The organism is Massilia atriviolacea (genome assembly GCF_003953935.1).
In the GTDB taxonomy this organism is placed as follows: Bacteria; Pseudomonadota; Gammaproteobacteria; order Burkholderiales; family Burkholderiaceae_D; genus Telluria_A; species Telluria_A atriviolacea.
On record NZ_RXLQ01000006.1, the window covers coordinates 1 to 19,597 of the forward strand.

Here is a 19,597-nt window from a genome sequence, read left to right on the forward strand (position 1 = left end):
CCGAAGACGGCGCCGGCCGCTGCCGCCGCCAGGGTCCCGGCCACGCCGGCCCGCGCCGCCGCGCCGCCGCCTGCGGCCCCCGCGCCCGCACCCAAGGAAACGAACCGATGAATCGCCCGCATTACATCCTGCTGCCCGTCAGTCCGCTGTTCATCACCTTCAGCCTGAGCTGCGCCTTCATGCTCAATCTGCTGCCCTGGGGGCACTGGATGGGCGCGCCCGACTTCGTGGCGCTGGTGCTGGTGTTCTGGGGCATCCACCAGCCGCGCAAGGTCGGCATCGGCGTCGCCTTTTTCATGGGCTTGCTGATGGACGTGCACGAAGCGACCCTGCTCGGCGAGAACGCGCTGGCCTACACCTTGCTGTCCTACCTGGCCATCATGATCCACCGCCGCGTGCTGTGGTTTCCGGTGCTGACCCAGGCGCTGCACGTGTTCCCGCTGCTGCTGGCCACCCAGGCGATCCAGGTGCTCGTGCGGGTGATCGTCTCGGGCAAATTCCCCGGCTGGATGTACTTCATCGAGAGCGTGGTGGCCATCGCCCTGTGGCCCGTGATTACCTGGATGCTGCTGGCGCCCCAGCGGCGCGCCGTCGACCGCGACCACACGCGCCCGATCTGACCGGCGTGGCTTCTTCATGACTGAACTGACCAATAACGACCGCGAAATCCATCTGTTTCGCCTGCGCGTGGTGGCGCTGGTGGTGCTTGTCTTCCTCTGCTTCGGCGTGCTGGTGGCGCGCCTGGTGTTCCTGCAGGTGGTCAAGCACGACGGCTTCGCCGAAAAAGCCGAAGACAACCGCATCGCCATCGTCCCGATCGTGCCCAACCGCGGCCTGATCGTCGACCGCAAGGGCGTGGTCCTGGCGCGCAACTACTCGGCCTACACGCTCGAAATCACCCAGTCCAAGCTGCGCAACACGCTCGACTCGGTGATCGACGAGCTGTCCACCCTGATCGAGATCGAACCGAAGGACCGCAAGCGCTTCAAGTCCCTGCTGGCCGAGTCGAAGAACTTCGAGAGCGTGCCGCTGCGCACCCGCCTGACCGACGACGAAGTGGCGCGCTTCGCGGCCCAGCGTTTCCGCTTTCCCGGGGTCGAGGTGCAGGCGCGCCTGTTCCGCCAGTACCCGCTGGGCGAAACCGCCTCGCACGTGATCGGCTACATCGGCCGCATCAACCAGAAGGAAGCCAAGGAACTGGAAGGCATGCCCGATGAAGCGAACTACAACGGCACCGACCATATCGGCAAGGAAGGGCTGGAAAAGAGCTACGAAGCGCAGCTGCACGGGCGCACCGGCTACCAGAAGATCGTGCGCACCGCCAGCGGGCGCGCGGTCAGCATCCTGTCGCGCACCGAAGCGACCGCCGGCAGCAACCTGATCCTGTCGATCGACATCGAACTGCAGAAGATCATCGAAGAAGCCTTCGGCGAATACCGTGGCGCGCTGGTCGCCATCGAACCGGAGACGGGCGACATCCTGGCCTACGTCTCGCGTCCCGGCTTCGACCCCAACCTGTTCGTCGACGGCATCGACACCCAGAGCTGGAACGAACTCAATACCTCGCTCGACCGCCCGCTGATGAACCGCCCGCTGCAGGGCACCTATCCGCCCGGATCGACCTTCAAGCCCTTCATGGCGCTGGCCGCGCTGGAACTGGGCGCGCGCACCCAGAACCACGCGATCTCGGACGCCGGCTACTTCACCCTGGGCGGGCACACCTGGAAAGACGACAAGGCGGGCGGGCACGGCATGGTCAGCCTGACCGAGTCGATCATCGTCTCGTGCAATACCTACTACTACCAGCTCGGCAACGACCTCGGGATCGACGCCATCCACGCCTTCATGAAACCGTTCGGCTTCGGCCAGAAGACCGGGATCGACCTGGAAAACGAAAAGACCGGCGTGCTGCCGTCGAAAGAGTGGAAGCGCACGCGCTTCGCCAAGAACAAGCCGATGCAGGCCTGGGTCGGCGGCGATAACGTTAACATCGCCATCGGCCAGGGCTTCAACAGCTACACCATGCTGCAGCTGTCGCACGCGGTGGCCACCCTGGCCAACAACGGCGTGGTGATGAAGCCGCACCTGGTCAAGATCGTGGAAGACAGCAGCACGCGCGCGCGCACGCTGACGGTGCCGAAGGAGAGCGGGCGCATTCCTTTGCGCCAGGAGAACATCGATTTCATCAAGCGCGCCATGATCGGCGTGTCCGAACGCGGCACCGGCCGTCCGGCCTTCGGCAACGCCGCCTACGTCGCGGCCGGCAAGACCGGCACCTCGCAGGCGGTGGGCCTGCGCCGGGGCGAAAAGTACAACGCCAAGAACGTCAACGAACGCCTGCGCGACAACGCGCTGTACATCACCTTCGCGCCGGCCGACAAGCCGCGCATCGCGGTGGCGCTGATCGTCGAAAATGCCGGCTTCGGCGGCGCGGTGGCGGCCCCGATCGCGCGCAAGGCGCTCGATTACTACCTGCTGGGCAAGCGCCCGGTCGGCAAGGACGGCGCCAAGGTGCCCAAGGAAGACGTGGAACTGCTGCCGCTGGAAGAACTCAAGACCGACACCGCCACCGAAATGCCCTACAAGCCCGGCGCCGAAACGCTGGCACCGAAGGAGTGACCGCCATGCGCATCAACGAACGGCGCTCGCTGTGGCGGCGCGCCAAACCCTACCTGCTGGTGTTCGACGCGCCGCTGGCCATGGTCATCTTTCTGCTGCTCGGCACCAGCCTGGTGACGATGTACTCGGCCGGCGCCGACTTCCCCGGCCGCATCGAAGGCCAGCTGCGCAACATGATGATCGCCTTCGTGGTCATGTGGCTGGCGGCCCAGGTGCCGCCGCAGACCCTGATGCGGCTCGCCGTGCCGATCTACACGGTCGGCGTGACCCTGCTCATTGCGGTCTTCCTGTTCGGCGTGATCAAGAAGGGCGCGCGCCGCTGGCTGCACATCGGCTTCGACATCCAGCCGTCCGAGATCATGAAAATCGCCATGCCGCTGATGCTGGCCTGGTACTTCCACCAGAAGGCGGGGCTGGTGCGCTGGCATTCGTTCATCATCGCCACCGTGCTGCTGGCCGTGCCGGTCGGCCTGATCCAGCTGCAGCCTGACCTGGGCACCTCGCTGCTGGTGCTGGCCTCGGGCTTTTACGTGATCTTCTTGGCCGGCCTGTCGTGGAAGGCGCTGCTCGGCCTGTTCCTGGCCGGCGCCGCCAGCCTGCCGGTGGCCTGGTCGCTGATGCACGACTACCAGCGCCAGCGCGTGCTGACCCTGATCGACCCGAACGCCGACCCGCTCGGCAAGGGCTTCCACATCATCCAGTCGGTGATCGCGATCGGCTCGGGCGGGGTCGGCGGCAAGGGCTGGATGAAGGGCACCCAGGCCCACCTCGAATTCATCCCCGAGCGCACCACCGACTTCATTTTCTCGGTGTTTGCGGAGGAGTTCGGGCTGATGGGCTTTCTGGGACTGCTGCTGCTGTACCTGCTGCTGATCGGGCGCGGGCTGATGATCGCGGCCAATGCGCCGACCCTGTTTTCGCGCCTGCTGGCCGGCGCCATCACGATGATCTTCTTTACCTACGCCTTCGTGAACATCGGCATGGTCAGCGGCATCCTGCCGGTGGTCGGGGTGCCGCTGCCGTTCATGAGCTATGGCGGCACCGCTTTTGTCACCCTCGGACTCGGGGCAGGTATACTGATGAGTATCCAGCGGCATCGCAAGCTGGTGCAAACCTGACCACGGAGCCACGATGGCGGTATCGAAAACGCTTTCACCTGCCATGACGCTGAGCGCACTGGCCTTTTTACTGACCGCCTGCGGCACCGATTCGGAAGGCCACCGGCGCATGTCGCCGGTGCCGTCGCCCGGCGCCAAGCCGGCCAGGCATGGCGAGCTGCCGTCCCTGCCGCGCGCCGGTTCCGGACGCGGCGGCTATTACCAGGACGACGGCCCGGGCGAGAATCCGCCGGCCAACCTGCTCGACATCCCGGACGCCGAGGTCAGGGCCGAGCCCCTGGCGCGCTATGCCAACCGGCCCTACGTCGTGTTCGGCAAGACCTACACCCCGATACTGCACGAGCAGCCGTTCCGCCAGCGCGGCGTGGCCACCTGGTACGGGAAAAAATTCCATGGCCAGAAAACCTCGTCCGGGGAACTGTACGATATGTACAAGATGACGGCGGCCCATCCGACCCTGCCGATTCCCTCGTACGCGCGCATCACCAGCCTCGATAGCGGCAAGCAGGTGGTGGTGCGCATCAACGACCGCGGCCCGTTTCATTCGAGCCGCGTGATCGACGTGTCGTACACGGCGGCGCTCAAGCTGGGATTGCTCGGCAAGGGCAGCCACACGGTGGAAATCGAACGCCTGCTGCCCAACGCACAGGAACGCATCGCCACCATCCGGCGCCTGGCGCCGGAGCCGGACGGCGAAGTGAGCACGATGGCGGTGGACCTGCCGCCGCCGGGCGAAAGCAGCGCGCTGGCCGTCACGCCAGCGGTGGCGGCACCGCCGGCGGCGGCGGCGCCGCAGAGCGGATACTACCTGCAGCTGGGCGCCTTCAGCCGCGCCGACAAGGCGGCCGACGTGCGCGCGCAGATCGCGGCCACGGGCGGGGCGCTGGCCGGGGTCCAGGTCGTGCAGGGCGGTGCGCTGCACCGGCTGTTCAGCGGTCCGTTCCCGAGCCGGGACGAGGCCATGCAGGCGCTGCGCGAATTGCCGTCGACCTTGCGCCTGAAACCGATCGTCGTGCAGCGCTGAGCGGGCCGGGCGCCGGGGGCGCTCCTGGCCGGGTCCATTATTTGCAGCTGCGCGCCTGCTGCTCGGGGAACTTGGCCAGCACCGCATCGACCTTGGCCTTGGCCGCCGGTTCGAGTGCGCGGAAGCGGTACGCCATTTTGGTGGCCTGGCTGGTGCGGCCGGCCACCTTGGCCCCGACCACGCCCTGCTTGGTCAGGGTCGCCAGCAGCGTCTGGGCCGATGTCTCCGACTTGAACACGCCGAGCGAAATCGCGTATTTCATCGGGCTGTTGTCGTTCATGATGAAGTAACTGGTGATCCCGAGTTCCTTCAGCTCGGCCGCCTTGCGGTCGGCCGCTTCCTTGCTGCCGGCTGAAGGAATGAACACGATATGGCTGGTCACCTCGGGTACGGCCACGTTCTCGCGCGTCTGGCGCTGGCCCAGGGCCAGCGGTGCCAGCATGGCTTCGAGGCGGCGCGCTTCGGGCGGCGCAAAATTGCCGACCAGGGTGCAGGCGACCAGCTCCGGCTTGACCTCAGGCTTCGGTTCCGGCTTCGGCTCGACCGGCGCAGGTGCGGGCGGCTTGGCCATGACCAGGACCGGCGTTGGCGGCGGCGCAACCGGTTCGGCGTCGCCCGCAGGTTCGGCGTCCGGCGGCGGCGCCGGGCGGGCGGCGACCAGCTTGATGTTCTCGACGCCGAGCTGGTTGCGCATGCGGCCCGGCTCGCGCTCGTTCTCCCTGAAGTTGCCGAGCAGGCCCTGGCCATACGCGAACAGCACGGCATTGATGGCAAGGAGGGTCCAAAATATGAATTTCAACACGGGCTATCCTGGAATGGCGAAGACGTGACGGTGGAATGAAGGCCGATCAGGACGATATTATCGACGATCCGGTGGCCGGCCGGTAGCCGCAGCACGGGACCGATGTACTGCGCCGCGCCGCCCGAGACGATGCAGGCTGCCGCGCCGTGCAGCGCGCAGGCGCGTTCGATGGCGCCCGCCTGCGCCGACAGGCAGCCCGACAGGATGGCGTCGGCGGTATTGTCGGCAAAGCCGGACGGCAGGGCGCCGGGCGCCACGTCCGGCAGTTGCGCCGTATTGCGCGCCAGCGAGCTGGCCATCAGCCCCAGGCCCGGCAGGATCATCCCGCCCAAAAACACGCTGTCGGCGCTGACCGCGTCGATCGTGGTGGCGGTGCCGCAGGTGGCCACGATCACGGCCTGGCCGGGCATCAGCGCGCGCGCCCCGAGCGCGGCGGCGAAGCGGTCGCACCCGAGCTGGGACGGATTGCGGTAAGCGTTGCGCAGGCCGGCCAGCTGCGCCACCGAGGCGAACCAGGTGACATCGGTGGTGGGCATCATCAGCTGCAGCTGGTCGCGCAGCTTGCTGCCTGCCACATTCGATATGAGCGCGCGCGTGATGCCCTGGCGCGGCCAGCTGGCCGGCAGGTGATTGATATCGGCGTGGGTCACGGCGCCGCTGTCGAGCCATGCGCCGGGCGCGGCGCCGTCCTCGGCCAGGGCCCACTTGATGCGCGTGTTGCCGGCGTCGATCAGCAGCAGCATGTCAGGCCTCCCGCGCGCGCAGCGACACGTCGCCGGCCACGATGGCGATGCGGCCGGCGGCCGTATCGAGCAGCAGGCGGGCGCCGTCGTCGACGCCGGCGGCCACGCCTTCGTGCAGGGTCGCGCCGTTGTCGAGGATCGCCACCGGCACGCCCTGGTAGGCATGCAGGCGGTTCCAGCGCGCGCAGAAGGGGGCGAAACCGCCCTGCGCGAACTGGCCCAGGCTGGCCGCCAGCGCGGCCAGCAAGTGCGCCATCAGCGCATTGCGGTCCATCTGCGCCAGCCAGGGAGCGGCGGCCACGCTGCGGCCGATGCGCTGTTCGATATCGTCGGGCATGAGCAGGTTGAGGCCGATGCCGATCACCGCCCACACGCCGCCGCCGGGCGCGGCCTGGGTTTCGATCAGTACCCCGGCCAGCTTGGCGCCGTCGCGCAGCACGTCGTTGGGCCACTTGAGCTGGACCGGCACATCGAGCGCGCCGAGGGCGTCGGCGATGGCCACCCCAACGGCCAGCGGCAGGCCGGCCAGCTCGCGCAGCGGCCCGGCAAAATGCCAGGCCAGCGAAAACGTCAGCGCCGCTCCCGGCGCCGACAGCCAGCTGCGCCCCGCGCGTCCGCGTCCCGCACTCTGGTGCAGGGCCACGCGCAGCAGCGGGCGGCGCAGGCCGGCGGCGCGCGCCAGCAGGTCGGCGTTGGTCGATCCGGTTTCGGCCACGACTTCGATGTCGATATCGGCGGCGCCCAGGTGGCGCGCGATCGCCTCGGCATCCATGGCGAAGGTCTCGTTCATGATGCGCCCTTGTCTGTTTTGCGCGCCTTGTGCGGCGCGTTGACGAAGGCCAGGTCGTACACGACGTCGGGCAGGAGCCGCAGCAGCTTGGCCACCACCCCCATCTGCCACGGGATGACGCGGTAGCTGGTGCCGGCGTCGATGGTCCGCACTGCCCTGGCGGCAAAGCGCTCCGGGCGCATCAGGAAAGGCATCGGATAGGCATTATGTCTGGTCATGGGCGTGTCGATGTAGCCGGGCGCGATGGTCACCACCTTGACACCGTGCGGCTTGAGTTCGAGCCGCAGCGACTCGCAGTACACGCGCACCGCCGCCTTCGAGGCGCTGTAGGCGCCGGCGCCCGGCAGGCCGCGCACGCCGGCCACGCTGCCGATGCCGACCAGGCGGCAGGGCGTGGTTTGCGCTTTCATGGTGGCGATGAAGGGTGCGAAGGTGGCCACGGTGGCGCCGACGTTGGTGGCGATGATGGCGTCGAACACCGGCAGGTCTTCGGTGAATTCGGTCAGGGTGCCGGCCGAAATGCCGGCGCAGGCGATAACGATATCGGCGCCGCCGCAGCGCGCGATGAAGTCGGCGGCGGCGGCGGCCAGCGCTGCGCGATCGGTTACGTCCAGCGCATAGACCAGGTGCCGCTCGGGGTTGGGCAATTGCGCGCGCAGCTCGTCGAGCGCATCGCGGCGGCGCGCCGCCAGGCCGACCGTGGCGCCGCGTGCGGCGTACTCGCGCGCCAGCGCGGCACCGATGCCGCTCGACGCGCCGGTGATGAACACGCGGTTCATTGGGCGCGCGCCGGCATGGCTACTTTTTTTCCGCGGCCGCCTTGGCGACCAGGTAATCCATCACCTGCAGGGCCATCGCCTGCTGCTGCGCTTCGCTGGCGTCGGGCGCGCTCCTGCCGGCCTGGGTGGGCGAGGTCAGGTAGCGGCCGGCGATGGCGATCTTCGGCCAGTCCTGGACCTTGTAGGAAGCCACCATGCCGTTGGCGCGAACCAGCTTGGCCTGGATGCCGAACGAGCGGTAGGCATTGGTGAAGGCGGCGCGGTCGATGCCGGCGCTGGCGGCCCACTCGAAGACCTGCTCGTCGTTGCCGAAGCGCTGGCGCTGCTCGTGCATCGCGGTAAACACCTTGGCGTGGTACTGCGGCACGATGCCCATCGATTCGAGCGTGTAGTACAGGCGCTGCTGCGGCACCACGGCCGGCGTGTGGCCGAGGTGGACGCGCTTGAAGACGATCTTGTCGCTGTTCTTGTTGACCCACTCGGCCAGCGCCGGTTCGAAGCTGGCGCAGTGCGGGCAGTAGTAGGCGAAAAATTCGGTGACTTCGACCTTCTGGCCGGCGTCGGTGTTCTGCGTCTCGGCCAGCGTGAGGTATTCGACGCCGCTGGCCGGCTGCTCGGGCGAGGCGGCCGCGTTGGCGCCGGCGCCGCACAGGGCCAGGGCGAGCATGATCTTGAAAAGAGTTGGCATCTGTCTGTTCCGTGGTTATTTCTGGTTGCGCACGATGGCGACGTCGATGCCGGCGTCGACCAGTTTGGCGCGCGCCTTGTTCATCGACTCGACCTGGCCGAAGGGGCCGATGCGCACCCGGTGCAGCACGCCGCTGTCGTTGGCGCGCTCGCTGATGACCGCCTCGAAGCCGAGCAGCGCCAGCTTGGCGCGCGTGTTTTCGGCGTCCGCCACTTCGCGGAAGGCGCCGGCCTGCAGGTAGTACGTGATCTTTTCCTCGGCCGGTTCGGCGGCCGAGGACGGGATCACGTTTTGCGCCGGAGCGGTGGCGACCTGGGTTGGCGCAGGTGCGGGTGCCGGCGCCGGCGCCGCTTTTTCTTTCATGTTGGCGATGGCCGCGCCCAGCGGATCGGCTTCGGCCGGGGTGGCCGGCTTCGGCTTCTCGGTGACCTGCTTGTTGGCCGCCCGCGCCGCGTCCTTGTTCCCGTACAGCGGCTTGTTCGGATCGGCCGCCTGGCCGGCGGTCGGCTCGCTCATCTTGCCGGCCTTGCCGGTTTTGTCGGTGAAGGGCGTGGCGCCCTTGGTGATCGCCAGCGCCACTGCGACAGCGATCACCAGGCCCACGATCAGGCCGATGACGATGCCGGTGAGGGTATTGCCCTGCTGGAACTGGAACCGGTGCTTGAGCGGGAGTGTGGGCCGCAGGCGGGAGTCGCGTGTCATTGGAGCTTTCAATCGAAGAAACGGTTACATTGTTTCCGGCGCCGACACGCCGATCAGGGCCAGGCCGTTGCGCAGCACCTGGCGCGTGGCGACCATCAGCGCCAGGCGCGCCAGCTTGAGCGCCTCGTCGTCGACCAGCACGCGTTCCGCAAAATAGAAGCTGTGCAGGTTGGCGGCCAGGTCGCGCAGGTAGAACGCCACCTGGTGCGGACCGAGTTCGGTCTGGGCGCGCGCCAGCATTTCCGGGTAGGCGGCCAGGGTCGCCAGCAGCGTCATTTCGGTCGGCGCGGTCAGCGGCGCCAGGTCGACCGATGCCAGCGAGGCGATGTCGCCCGTGAACTGCTCCAGCATGCGGCAGATGCGCGCGTGCGCGTACTGCACGTAATACACCGGGTTCTCGTCGGACGTCTTCAAGGCGATATCGACGTCGAACACGAATTCGGTATCGGCCTTGCGCGAGATGAGGAAGAAGCGCACGGCGTCGCGGCCCTTGGCGATGTCGCCGTTGCCGGACCATTCGATCAGGTCGCGCACCGTGACGTAGGAGCCGGCGCGCTTGGAGATCTTGACCTCTTCGCCATCCTTCATCACGGTGACCATCTTGTGCAGCACGTAGTCGGGATACCCCTGCGGGATCTCCAGGCCGACCGCCTGCAGGCCGGCGCGCACGCGCGCGATGGTGCCGTGGTGATCGCTGCCCTGGATGTTGATGGCCTGGGTGAAGCCGCGTTGCCACTTGACGATGTGGTACGCCACGTCCGGCACGAAATAAGTGAAGCCGCCTTCGGACTTGCGCATCACGCGGTCCTTGTCGTCGCCGTACTCGGTGGTGCGCAGCCACAGCGCGCCATCCTGCTCGTAGGTCTTGCCGGCCTTGATCAGGGCCTCGACCGCCTTGTCGACCTTGCCGTCGGCGTACAGGGACGATTCGAGGTAGTAATTATCGAACTTGACGCCGAAGGCCTGCAGGTCGATATCCTGTTCGTTGCGCAGGTAGGTGACGGCGAACGGGCGGATCGAATCGAGGTCGTCGACATTGCCGCTGGCGGTGGCGGGCAGGCCGTCGCTGGCCGAGACGGTTTTGCCGGCCAGGTAATCGGCGGCGATATCGGCGATGTAGTCGCCGTTGTAGGCCGACTCGGGCCATGCGGCGTCGCCCGGCTTGAAGCCGCGCGCGCGCGCCTGGACCGAATTGGCCAGGGTGGCGATCTGCACGCCGGCGTCGTTGTAATAGAACTCGCGGGTGACCGCGTAGCCCTGGGCGTCGAACAGCGCGGCCAGGGCGTCGCCGAGGGCGGCCTGGCGGCCGTGGCCGACGTGCAGGGGGCCGGTCGGATTGGCCGAGACGAATTCGAGGATGACCTTCTTGCCGGCGCCGGCGTCGCTGCGGCCGAAGGACTGGCCTTCGGCGAGGATGGTCTTGACCACCGACTGCTTGGCGGCAGCGGCCACGCGCAGGTTGATGAAACCGGGGCCGGCGATATCGGCGCTGTCGACCAGGGCTTTGCCGGCCGGGTTATCGAGCAGGGCGGCGACGATTTTCTGGGCCAGTTCGCGCGGATTCATCTTGAGCTGCTTGGCCAGCTGCATGGCGATATTGCAGGCGATGTCGCCGTGCGAAGGATCGCGCGGGCGCTCCAGGACGACGGACGGCGTGATGCCGGTGCCATCGAGGACAGGGGCGAGGGCGGCCTGGAACAGGGCGGCGATTTCTTGTTTTTGTGAGGCGAGCATGAGTGTTGATCTGTAGAGTGGTCGAGCGGTGGCGGTGCCACGGGCAATAGTAGCTCAATTATACTGGTTTGCCGCCCCTCTGAGTCCGCCCGCGCAAGCCATCGTCAGCCCCCCGCCGCCGCCAATCCCCCAACCGGGGTCAGAGCTTTAACTAGCAACAAAATTCCCCGGAGTCATAGCTTTGGTCTCGATGAATCCGCTTCATCGTCTCGTGCCATGGCGCGATGGCCCGGATTTGTCGCTTCCGAGGTAAAAATGTTGGGTTTGTGCTAGATGTTTCTAATTAAAGCTCTGACCCCGGTTGTAGGATTTCTAAATGTTTCTAATTAAAGCTCTGACCCCGGTTGTAGGATTTTGGGTTGGATAAGCGTTGGGCGTTGGAAGAATGTGTTGTCATAAAGGATCGTTTAAGCCTGCGCGAAGGCGAACCCGGTACAATTGCGCCTTTATTAAGTAGCTGAGCTGATCCCGACCATGACCAACAAGCGCCCGACGCTCTCCATCAAACCCGCCGCCGCCAAAAACGCCAAGCCGGCCGCGCAGCGCATGCGCGCCAGCTATGAGGTCAAACCGGTCCTGCAGCCCGGCTACCGCCCCGACCTGAAGGCCGATTCGCTCGCACTGTGCCTGCTCGGCGCGGCGAATGCCGTGGCCCAGGTGCGCGCCGGCGCGGCCTTGCCGCAGGCGCTGCTGACCGCGTTCGGGGTGACCGCCGCCGCTCCCCAGGCGCGCGGAGCGATCCAGGATATCGCTTACCGCACCATGCGCCAGCTCGGCCGCAGCGAAACCCTGCTCGGCCTGATGACGTCGAAGGCGCCCGAGCCGCCCATGCTGGCCAGCCTGCTGTGCTGCGCCCTGACCCTGATCGATACCCCGGACGGCGCCGAGCCGCCCTATGAAGTGTTTACCGTCGTCGACCAGGCCGTCACCGTGGCCAGCTCGCATCCCGACATGGCGCACGCCAAGGGCATGGTCAACGCCGTGCTGCGCCGCTTCCTGCGCGAGCGCGAGGACCTGCTCAAGACCGCGCTGATGCAGCCGGTGGCGCAGTTCAATTATCCGCAGTGGTGGATCGATGCCGCCAAGGCGGCCTACCCGGGCAACTGGCAGGCCATCCTCGCGGCCGGCAACGCGCAGCCGCCCCTGACCCTGCGCGTGAACCGGCGCAAGACCACGGTCGAGGCCTACCTGCGCTTGCTGGCCGACGCCGGCATGGGCGCCACCCAGATCGGCCCGTCCGCCGTGCGCCTCGACAAGGCGCTGGGCGTGGCCCTGATTCCCGGGTTCGACGAGGGGCTGGCCTCGGTCCAGGATGCCGGCGCCCAGCTGGCCGCGCCGCTGCTCGATGTGCAGGACGGCATGCGCGTGCTGGACGCCTGCGCCGCCCCCGGCGGCAAGACCTGCCACCTGCTGGAACTGGCGCAGCTGGAGCTGACCGCGCTCGATTCGGACCCGAAGCGCCTCGAACGCGTGGGCGAGAACCTGGAACGCCTCGGCCTCGGCGCCACCCTGAAAGCCTTCGAAGCCCAGACCAGCGTATGGTGGGACGGCCAGCAGTTCGACCGCATCCTGGCCGACGTGCCGTGCACGGCCTCGGGCATCGTGCGCCGCCACCCGGACATCCGCTGGTTGCGGCGCAAGGGCGATGCACTCCAACTTGCAACACTTTCGGCCAAAATTCTCGACAACCTTTGGCAGATGCTGCGCCCGAATGGTAAATTGCTGTTCGTGACATGTTCGCTCTGGCCCCAGGAATCGGAGGCGCAGGCCGCCGCATTCGCGGTGCGCCATAACGCGACCCGCCTGGCCGCGCCGGGACAGTTGCTTCCGACCGGTACCGCCGTGCAGGATCATGACGGTTTGTTCTACGCCCTGTTTCAAAAAAACGCGACGTAACGGGTCCTTCGACTATGCGAACTTTTAAGGCTCTGTCCCTCCTGTGACATTACGATTTTTCCGACTCCTGGCCTGCCAGCTGCTGCTGATGTTCGCGTCCGTGTGCGCGTTCGTGCCGGCATGGGCGGCGGACGTGGTCGATGTCACGCATGCGCATATCGAGGCGACCGACGAGGGCTACCGCCTGGCCGCCAGCTATGCCTTCGACCTGAACGAGGGGCTGGAAGACGCGATCAAGCACGGCGTGCAGCTGTACTTCACCACCGAAATCGAACTGACCCGCCCGCGCTGGTACTGGTACGACGACAAGGCCGTGTCGGCGCGCCAGACCATCCGCATCTGGCACAATGTGCTCACGCGCCAGTACCATGTGTCGGTGCTGGGCAGCATGGCGCAGAGCTTTCCGACCCTGGAAGACGCGATGGTGCTGATCCGCCGCCCCAGCCGCTGGGTGATCGCGCCGAAAGGGGCGCTCAAGCGCGGCGAAACCTACAACGTCACCGTGCGCATGTTCATGGACCGCCAGCTGCTGCCCAAGCCGATGCAGGTCAATGCGCTGAATAATTCCGACTGGCGCCTGGCTTCCAAGAACAAGTCCTTCCCTTACACGGCAGAGTAAAAAGAGTGAAACAGGTCTTGCGCTATGCCGTGATGGTCGGCGCCGCCGTCGTCAGCATCCTCCTGTTCCTGCTCGCCTCCGCCTCCGACAATTCGGGCTTCTTCGACCGTTACTACACCTGGCTGCTCGGCCTGAACGCCGCCGTGGCCGGCGCGCTGCTGGTGTTCGTGGTGGTGGCGCTGGCGCGCCTGTATGTGCGCTACAAGAGCGGCAAGTTCGGCTCGCGCCTGATGACGCGCCTGGTGCTGCTGTTCGCCGGCATCGGCATCCTGCCGGGCCTGGTGATCTTCCTGATCTCGGTGCGCTTCGTGTCGAATTCGATCGAATCCTGGTTCAACGTGAAGATCGAGGCGGCGCTGGAATCGGGCGTGAGCCTGGGCGTGGCCGCGCTCGATCAGGCGCGCAGCGAACTGGGCTCGATCGGCGAGATCAGCGCGGCCACCATCGCCGGCCAGGACGCGCTGGCCTCGCACGATATCCTCACGCGCCTGGTGCAGGACCAGGAGGGGATGCTGAGCGCGGTGATCATCGGCCAGGACGGCAAGATGATCACCAGCGCGGCCGCGCCGCGGGTCGACCTGAAGACCGATATGCCGACCCCGGCTATGCTGCTGCAGGCGGTCATGCCGGGCGGGTATTCGGTGGCCGAGGGCGGGGTGGAGCGCGATTTCAAGGATGCCAGCGGCAACCACGGGGGCGTGCCGAGCGCGCTCGACGGCGCCACCAGCCTGCGCCTGCGCGTGGTGCTGGCCATTCCCGAGCCGCCCGGGGCGGCGCCGCGCTTCCTGCAGCTGATCCAGGCGGTGCCGGTCAAGCTGGCGCTCAACGCCGAGGTGCTGCGCACCGCCTACAGCGAGTACCAGGAGCGCTTCGTGGCGCGCACCGGCCTGCGCAAGATGTACATCGAAACGCTGACCCTGACCCTGCTGCTGGCGATCTTCGGCGCGATCGCCAGCGCCTTCGTGATCGCCGGCAAACTGGCGCAGCCGCTGCTGGTGCTGGCCGAGGGCACGCGCGCGGTGGCCGAGGGCGACCTGTCGCCGCGCCCGATCGTGGCCACCTCGGACGAACTGGGTACCCTGACCCAATCGTTCAACACCATGACCGGCCAGCTGTTCGAGGCGCGCAGCGCGGTCGAGCGCAACCGCGCGGCCCTGCAAAGCGCCAAGGCGCACCTGGAATCGGTGCTGGAAAATATGTCGGCCGGGGTGATCGTGCTGGACGCCGATTCGAAGCTGGTCAGTTCGAACGAGGCGGTCGAGCGCATCCTGCAGCACGACGTGGCCAGCCACATGGGCATGGCGCTGGCCGCGATCGACGGACTGGAAATGTTCGCGCAAGCCATCGCCAAGGCGTTTTCGGCCCAGAGCGCGCAGAGCGCCGCCGGTTCGCCGCGCAAGCAGAGCAAGCAGGCCCACTGGCAGCAGCAGATCGAAATCCCGCGCCGGCTCGGCACCAGCGACGACCATGACATCACCCTGCTGGCGCGCGGCTCGCGCCTGCCGGTCGGCGCCGGCAGCGGCTACATCGTGGTGTTCGACGATATCTCGGATGTGATTTCGGCGCAGCGCTCGATGGCCTGGGGCGAAGTGGCGCGCCGCCTGGCGCACGAAATCAAGAATCCGCTGACCCCGATCCAGCTCTCGGCCGAGCGCATGCAGATGAAGCTCGAAGCGCGCCTGGAGGGGAGCGACCGCGACCTGCTCAACAAGGGCACCGCCACCATCGTCAACCAGGTCGACGCCATGAAGCGCATGGTGGACGACTTCCGCGACTATGCCAAGGCGCCCCCGGCCGTGCTCGACAAGCTCGACCTGAATGCCCTGGTCGGCGAAATCCTGCATATGTACCTATCCGGCGACGAAAGCGATATTATTCATGCTGAGCTTGCCGACACGCTGCCGGCGGTGATGGGCGACGCCACCCAATTGCGCCAGGTGATCCATAACCTGCTGCAAAATGCCCAGGATGCGATGAGCGAGCGCGCTGCGGATGCGCCGCCGGCGCGCATCGATATCACGACCGAGGCGATTCATTACCAGGGCGCGAACGGGGCCGGAACCGCGGTGCGCTTGTCGATCGTCGATAACGGACCGGGATTCGCCCCTAAAATCCTGTCGCGCGCATTCGAGCCGTATGTGACCTCGAAAGTGCGCGGAACCGGACTGGGACTGCCGATGGTGAAGAAAATCATCGACGAACACGGCGGCAAGATCGAGATACAGAACCGGAGTGACGGAACTGGCGCGTCGGTGTTGATTTTACTGTTAAAGTTAGCACCGGCCAGCGTTGTGGCATAAGCGTTGAATCAAGAATAAAATCGCGGCTGTGAGCGGTATGCGCTGCATGCCATTGGAGCGGGCAAAAAGAGGAAGGCAAACACATGGCAAACATTCTCGTAGTTGATGATGAAATGGGCATCCGCGAGTTACTCTCGGAAATCTTGGGCGACGAAGGCCATGCAATCACGCTCGCTGAAAATGCGCAGCAGGCCCGCGATGCGCGCGCGGCCGGGGCACCGGACCTGGTGCTGCTCGATATCTGGATGCCCGATACCGACGGTGTCACCCTGCTCAAGGAGTGGCAGCGCGACGGCCTGCTGACCATGCCGGTCATCATGATGTCGGGGCACGCCACCATCGATACGGCGGTCGAGGCAACCCGCATCGGCGCGCTCAATTTCCTGGAAAAGCCGATCGCGCTGCAAAAACTGCTGAAAGCGGTGCAGCAGGGCCTGACCCGGGCCCAGGAAGTGGTGCGCGCGCCGGTGATCGCGCCGCGCCCGATGCTGGCGCCCCAGCCCGAGGAAAGCCCGATGACGGCCTCGGCCATGTTTTCGGCGCAAACCCCGCAATCGGCCATCGCCCCGCGCATGGGCGGCTTGCCGAACGGCGAAGGGCACGGCTTCAACCTGAGTTTCGACCTGCCGCTGCGCGAGGCGCGCGACGCCTTCGAACGCATGTATTTCGAGCATCACCTGGGGCGCGAGGGCGGCAGCATGACCCGCGTGGCCGAAAAAACCGGCCTCGAACGCACCCACCTGTACCGCAAGCTCAAGCAGCTCGGCGTCGAGCCGGGCAAGCTGGCCAAAAAGAACGGATGAGCGCACCCGCTGCGCGCAGGGCGGCCCTGACCCTGGTCACGGGCGGCTCGGCGGCGCAGCGCGAGGCGGCCATCGCGGCGCGCCTCGCGGCCTTGTCGCCGGCCGGCAAGCCTGGCCCCGGGCCCGAAGCGGCCGCCGGCGCGCAGGAGGCGGTCGCCGTCCTGCTCGAAGGCTTGCCGTCCGGCCAAACCCTGCTCTCTCCCTCCGACCGCCTGCAGATTCACCGGATCGCACCCGGTTGCCTGTGCTGCACCGGCCATCTCGTTTTACGTGTAACATTAAACCGGATCCTGCGTCTGCGCCCCGACCGGCTGTTCATCGGGCTGGCCGCCACGGACCACCTTGATCAGTTGCGATCGTGGCTGCAACACCCGCCATACGATCAGCTGTTGGAACCGACAGCGGACCTGCGCACTTGAAATCGGTCCGCATAGCCCCACCTGCTCTGTCGAGCACAGTGGAACGTCTGATCGAGCGAAGGAGCATTCATGAACATGATCTACAACAGTGAACAGTACAGTGTGGTCGAATTCGGCGTCGATCACAACCTCGAAGCCCTGCGCTTCGGCGGCTATGAAATCGTCGACAAATCCGGTCGCCGTGAAGCGTTTATCGGCGGCAAACTTGCGCAATCGTTCAGGCGCGACGTCAACAACCTGATCGCCAGCGAACCGACCATGGAAGAGATCGACGACTTCCTCGGCTCCTACGACTCGCTGATGAGCCAACCGGTGTTGTTGCACTAATACCCCCGCAGTCCGGCAGGCAGGCATGACGCCGTCCGGGCTGCCGCTGCGCAGCTTGCCGTCCGAACATGGTATTCTTGCGCGATGTGCCAACTCCTCGGAATGAACTGCAATGTCCCCACGGACATTGTTTTTAGCTTTACCGGCTTCGCCATGCGCGGCGGCCGCACCGATACCCACCACGACGGCTGGGGCATCGCATTCTTCGAAGGCGCCGGCGTGCGCCATTTCGTCGATCACCAGGCGGCTGTGGCATCGCCGGTGGCCGAACTGATCAAGCGCTATCCCATCAAATCCCGGCATGTCATCGCGCATATCCGCAAGGCGACCCAGGGCCATGTTGCGCTGGAAAACTGCCATCCCTTCGTGCGCGAACTGTGGGGACGCTACTGGGTATTCGCCCATAATGGCGACCTCAAGGATTTCGCGCCGACCCTGGACGGCCCCTACCGGCCGGTCGGCAGCACCGACAGCGAAACCGCCTTTTGCTTCCTGCTGCAGGAATTGCGCAAGCGCTTCGGCGCCACGCCGCCGGCCCTGTCCGTGCTGCGCGCGGCGCTGCAGGAACTGGTGGCCGCGGTGGCCGTGCACGGTACCTTCAACCTGATGCTGTCCGATGGCGCTGCCCTGTTCGTGCACTGCTCGACCAAGCTGCATTATGTGGTGCGCCAGCATCCGTTCGTGACAGCGCGCCTGTCCGACGAAGATGTCAGCGTTGATTTTTCTCAAGTCACCACGCCCGCCGACCGGGTCGCCATCATCGTCACCGAGCCCCTGACCACCAACGAACAGTGGACCGCTTTCGCGCCCGGCGAATTCAAGGTGTTCGTGGACGGAATGTCAATACAGGAACGATAAGTATTTCCGCCACGCACTGGTATTTGTAGGTTACATTACCGGCTGTTATTATTGATATTTACAGGACAGATGAGCCACGACGCCGAATCCGACCTAATGGCGCAGCAGATGCCAGTGCGGGATTTTTATCTGGGGCGCCAGCCAATCCTCGACCGGCAACAAGGTTTGTACGGTTATGAAATGCTTTTTCGCAATGCGGCAGGCGAATCGGCCGAGATCGACAGCGATGTGGCGGCCACCGCCACGGTGATCGCCCACACCGCCCAGCTGGGCCTGGAAAAAGTCATCGGCGATGCGCTCGGCTTCCTGAACGTGGACGCCGAAGTGCTGATGAGCGATATCTTCGTGTTCCTGCCGCGCGAGCGGGTGGTGCTGGAAATCGTCGAGAGCATGGTGGTCAGCCAGCCCGTGCTCGAGCGCATTGCCGACCTGACCGGCCATGGCTTTCGCTTCGCCCTCGACGATGTGCGGGTCGATGCGCCCGAGGTGCAACTGTTGCTGCCGATGGTCGAATACGTCAAGCTCGACGTGCGCGCCATGCCCCTGTCCGGCCTGATGGCCGCCGCGCCGCGCTTCAAGCGCGAAAAAAAGAAACTGATCGCCGAAAAGGTCGAATCGCGCGAGGAATTCGACACCTGCCTCGGCCTCGGTTTCGATTTTTTCCAGGGATATTATTTTGCCCGCCCGGCCGTGATCAGCGGACGCAAGCTGTCGCCATCCCAGCTGGCGGTCCTCGAACTGATGGGCCTGGTGACATCGGACGCCGACAATATCGACATCGAGCGCGCGGTCAAGCGCGACGTCACCCTGGCCCTCAATTTGCTGCGGCTGGTCAACACGCCGGCCATCGGCATGCGCCACCGCATCGATTCGATCAGCCAGGCGATCACCATCCTCGGCCGCCGCCAGCTGCAGCGCTGGCTGCAGATCATGCTGTACGCCGAGCCTTCGCGCGGCGGCAACAGCATGACGCCGCTGCTCCTGCTGGCCACCACGCGCGGCCGCCTGCTCGAACTGCTGGCGCAGCGCCTGCGTCCCGGCCAGCGCAACGTGGCCGAGATTGCCTTTACCGTCGGCATCATGTCGCTGATGGATGCCTTGTTCGGGATGCCGATGACGCTGATCGTCGAGCAGATTCCCGTCATCGACGAGGTGGCGCACGCCCTGCTGCGGCGCAGCGGCTTCTTCGGCGACCTGCTGCACCTGGCCGAATGCATCGAACGCATGGAGGAGTCCGACGACCAGGTACTGCCGGCCCTGCGCGAACTGGCCATTTCCAGCGAAGAGCTGATCGAGCTGGAAGTGGCCGCCTTCGAGTGGAGCGACAAGGTGGTGCGTTACGCGCTGTAAGCGCGGCGTGGCGCGGGCGGGGCCCG

The 19,597-nt window shown here is 66.2% G+C and carries 19 protein-coding genes; 12 read left to right on the forward strand and 7 right to left on the reverse strand.

The genetic code is table 11. From position 1 onward, the window contains the following. Nucleotides 1–107: 107 nt before the first annotated feature. The 4 genes from mreD to EJB06_RS12295 are packed head-to-tail and all read left to right on the forward strand — an operon-like array spanning nt 108 to nt 4,761. On the forward strand, nt 108–620 hold the full coding sequence (gene mreD, locus EJB06_RS12280; RefSeq protein ID WP_126074329.1) for a rod shape-determining protein MreD: 513 nt from the start codon (nt 108–110) through the stop codon (nt 618–620). 16 nt (nt 621–636) lie between these two features. Beyond that, on the forward strand, nt 637–2,619 hold the full coding sequence (mrdA, locus tag EJB06_RS12285; RefSeq protein WP_126074330.1) for a penicillin-binding protein 2: 1,983 nt from the start codon (nt 637–639) through the stop codon (nt 2,617–2,619). Between the two features lie 5 nt (nt 2,620–2,624). Then, nucleotides 2,625–3,737: a rod shape-determining protein RodA gene (rodA, locus tag EJB06_RS12290; protein WP_126074331.1), complete on the forward strand. Its 1,113-nt coding sequence runs from the start codon at nt 2,625–2,627 to the stop codon at nt 3,735–3,737. Nucleotides 3,738–3,750: 13 nt separating this feature from the next. Further along, nucleotides 3,751–4,761: a septal ring lytic transglycosylase RlpA family protein gene (locus EJB06_RS12295; protein WP_126074332.1), complete on the forward strand. Its 1,011-nt coding sequence runs from the start codon at nt 3,751–3,753 to the stop codon at nt 4,759–4,761. Between the two features lie 37 nt (nt 4,762–4,798). Here EJB06_RS12295 and EJB06_RS12300 read toward each other — a convergent pair whose 3' ends face one another. Genes EJB06_RS12300 through argS form a run of 7 tightly spaced genes read right to left on the reverse strand, consistent with a single transcriptional unit; the run spans nt 4,799 to nt 10,999 of the window. Continuing rightward, nucleotides 4,799–5,563 carry an SPOR domain-containing protein gene (locus EJB06_RS12300; RefSeq protein ID WP_126074333.1) on the reverse strand — a complete coding sequence of 255 codons (765 nt, stop codon included), beginning with the start codon at nt 5,561–5,563 and terminating at the stop codon, nt 4,799–4,801. Next, entirely contained in the window at nt 5,557–6,306 is a 750-nt protein-coding gene (locus EJB06_RS12305; RefSeq protein WP_126074334.1) for a type III pantothenate kinase, read from the reverse strand. Before EJB06_RS12305 ends, EJB06_RS12300 begins: the two co-directional genes overlap by 7 nt. Nucleotide 6,307: 1 nt before the next feature. After that, on the reverse strand, nt 6,308–7,096 hold the full coding sequence (locus tag EJB06_RS12310) for a biotin--[acetyl-CoA-carboxylase] ligase (RefSeq protein ID WP_229427049.1): 789 nt from the start codon (nt 7,094–7,096) through the stop codon (nt 6,308–6,310). Continuing rightward, complete coding sequence (locus tag EJB06_RS12315; RefSeq protein WP_126074335.1) at nt 7,093–7,875, reverse strand: SDR family oxidoreductase; 783 nt, start codon at nt 7,873–7,875, stop codon at nt 7,093–7,095. The genes EJB06_RS12310 and EJB06_RS12315 overlap by 4 nt, the downstream gene beginning before the upstream one ends. A 19-nt stretch (nt 7,876–7,894) precedes the next feature. After that, nucleotides 7,895–8,563, reverse strand: coding sequence for a thiol:disulfide interchange protein DsbA/DsbL (locus EJB06_RS12320; RefSeq protein WP_126074336.1), 669 nt, complete (start codon nt 8,561–8,563; stop codon nt 7,895–7,897). A gap of 15 nt (nt 8,564–8,578) precedes the next feature. Beyond that, on the reverse strand, nt 8,579–9,265 hold the full coding sequence (locus EJB06_RS12325; protein WP_126074337.1) for an SPOR domain-containing protein: 687 nt from the start codon (nt 9,263–9,265) through the stop codon (nt 8,579–8,581). Nucleotides 9,266–9,289: 24 nt separating this feature from the next. Next, entirely contained in the window at nt 9,290–10,999 is a 1,710-nt protein-coding gene (gene argS / locus EJB06_RS12330; protein ID WP_126074338.1) for an arginine--tRNA ligase, read from the reverse strand. 474 nt (nt 11,000–11,473) lie between these two features. On the opposite strand from argS, the gene rsmB reads away from it, so the two are divergent. The 8 genes from rsmB (at nt 11,474) to EJB06_RS12370 (ending at nt 19,571) form a co-directional block, all read left to right on the forward strand. After that, complete coding sequence (rsmB, locus tag EJB06_RS12335; protein WP_126074339.1) at nt 11,474–12,895, forward strand: 16S rRNA (cytosine(967)-C(5))-methyltransferase RsmB; 1,422 nt, start codon at nt 11,474–11,476, stop codon at nt 12,893–12,895. Nucleotides 12,896–12,983: 88 nt separating this feature from the next. Next, nucleotides 12,984–13,514: a DUF4390 domain-containing protein gene (locus tag EJB06_RS12340; RefSeq protein WP_126074340.1), complete on the forward strand. Its 531-nt coding sequence runs from the start codon at nt 12,984–12,986 to the stop codon at nt 13,512–13,514. A gap of 5 nt (nt 13,515–13,519) precedes the next feature. Next, a complete protein-coding gene (locus EJB06_RS12345) occupies nt 13,520–15,814 on the forward strand; it encodes a sensor histidine kinase (RefSeq protein ID WP_164557904.1) in 2,295 nt (764 codons plus the stop codon). Between the two features lie 83 nt (nt 15,815–15,897). Beyond that, a complete protein-coding gene (locus tag EJB06_RS12350) occupies nt 15,898–16,617 on the forward strand; it encodes a response regulator (RefSeq protein WP_054266258.1) in 720 nt (239 codons plus the stop codon). Beyond that, complete coding sequence (locus EJB06_RS12355) at nt 16,614–17,036, forward strand: GTPase (RefSeq protein ID WP_126074341.1); 423 nt, start codon at nt 16,614–16,616, stop codon at nt 17,034–17,036. Before EJB06_RS12350 ends, EJB06_RS12355 begins: the two co-directional genes overlap by 4 nt. Nucleotides 17,037–17,105: 69 nt before the next feature. Then, nucleotides 17,106–17,363: a BTH_I0359 family protein gene (locus EJB06_RS12360; protein ID WP_054266260.1), complete on the forward strand. Its 258-nt coding sequence runs from the start codon at nt 17,106–17,108 to the stop codon at nt 17,361–17,363. Nucleotides 17,364–17,447: 84 nt separating this feature from the next. Then, nucleotides 17,448–18,221: a class II glutamine amidotransferase gene (locus EJB06_RS12365; RefSeq protein ID WP_126074342.1), complete on the forward strand. Its 774-nt coding sequence runs from the start codon at nt 17,448–17,450 to the stop codon at nt 18,219–18,221. A 69-nt stretch (nt 18,222–18,290) separates the two neighbouring features. Further along, nucleotides 18,291–19,571, forward strand: a complete 1,281-nt coding sequence (locus EJB06_RS12370; protein WP_126074343.1) for an EAL and HDOD domain-containing protein — start codon at nt 18,291–18,293, stop codon at nt 19,569–19,571. The last annotated feature ends 26 nt before the right edge of the window (nt 19,572–19,597 follow it).

Coding starts and splice junctions, on each gene's coding strand:
- mreD (WP_126074329.1), top strand. CDS start 108: ATGAATCGCCCGCATTACATCCTGCTGCCCGTCAGTCCGCTGTTCATC.
- mrdA (WP_126074330.1), top strand. CDS start 637: ATGACTGAACTGACCAATAACGACCGCGAAATCCATCTGTTTCGCCTG.
- rodA (WP_126074331.1), top strand. CDS start 2,625: ATGCGCATCAACGAACGGCGCTCGCTGTGGCGGCGCGCCAAACCCTAC.
- EJB06_RS12295 (WP_126074332.1), top strand. CDS start 3,751: ATGGCGGTATCGAAAACGCTTTCACCTGCCATGACGCTGAGCGCACTG.
- EJB06_RS12305 (WP_126074334.1), bottom strand. CDS start 6,306: ATGCTGCTGCTGATCGACGCCGGCAACACGCGCATCAAGTGGGCCCTG.
- EJB06_RS12310 (WP_229427049.1), bottom strand. CDS start 7,096: ATGAACGAGACCTTCGCCATGGATGCCGAGGCGATCGCGCGCCACCTG.
- EJB06_RS12315 (WP_126074335.1), bottom strand. CDS start 7,875: ATGAACCGCGTGTTCATCACCGGCGCGTCGAGCGGCATCGGTGCCGCG.
- EJB06_RS12320 (WP_126074336.1), bottom strand. CDS start 8,563: ATGCCAACTCTTTTCAAGATCATGCTCGCCCTGGCCCTGTGCGGCGCC.
- EJB06_RS12325 (WP_126074337.1), bottom strand. CDS start 9,265: ATGACACGCGACTCCCGCCTGCGGCCCACACTCCCGCTCAAGCACCGG.
- argS (WP_126074338.1), bottom strand. CDS start 10,999: ATGCTCGCCTCACAAAAACAAGAAATCGCCGCCCTGTTCCAGGCCGCC.
- rsmB (WP_126074339.1), top strand. CDS start 11,474: ATGACCAACAAGCGCCCGACGCTCTCCATCAAACCCGCCGCCGCCAAA.
- EJB06_RS12340 (WP_126074340.1), top strand. CDS start 12,984: ATGTTCGCGTCCGTGTGCGCGTTCGTGCCGGCATGGGCGGCGGACGTG.
- EJB06_RS12350 (WP_054266258.1), top strand. CDS start 15,898: ATGGCAAACATTCTCGTAGTTGATGATGAAATGGGCATCCGCGAGTTA.
- EJB06_RS12355 (WP_126074341.1), top strand. CDS start 16,614: ATGAGCGCACCCGCTGCGCGCAGGGCGGCCCTGACCCTGGTCACGGGC.
- EJB06_RS12360 (WP_054266260.1), top strand. CDS start 17,106: ATGAACATGATCTACAACAGTGAACAGTACAGTGTGGTCGAATTCGGC.
- EJB06_RS12365 (WP_126074342.1), top strand. CDS start 17,448: ATGTGCCAACTCCTCGGAATGAACTGCAATGTCCCCACGGACATTGTT.
- EJB06_RS12370 (WP_126074343.1), top strand. CDS start 18,291: ATGAGCCACGACGCCGAATCCGACCTAATGGCGCAGCAGATGCCAGTG.